Genomic DNA, 312 nt, shown 5'->3' with positions numbered 1-312 from the left:
CACCTGTAATTACAACAAGTGCAGATAAAATCATCGGCGGTAATAACAATCCAAATGGTGCATCATGCGGTTTTTGCGGCAGTAAATGCGGTTTAAGTTTGCAACCGAAAGTTCTGAAGAAAATAATCATGCTATAAACAAATGTGAAAATACTTCCTATCAAAGCGATGATTGGTAATATGACGCCCCATGTCTCTGCCTGAAACAAGTTCAGCGATGTCACGTCTACCATACTTAGAAAAAACATTTCCTTACTCAAAAAACCATTAAATGGCGGTAATCAAGCCATTGCAAACGTCCCGATAAAGGCAA

General features: G+C 38.8%; 1 pseudogene. It reads right to left on the bottom strand.

The features are described 5' to 3' along the window. Positions 1–312 (bottom strand): annotated as a pseudogene (locus R8925_RS15990) (hypothetical protein); the annotation flags it as partial.

The organism is Listeria rocourtiae subsp. hofi, assembly GCF_963575615.1.
Classification (GTDB): Bacteria; Bacillota; Bacilli; order Lactobacillales; family Listeriaceae; genus Listeria_A; species Listeria_A hofi.
Note: the sequence above shows the minus strand (reverse complement) of the source record. Positions and strands in the feature narration are given on the sequence as shown.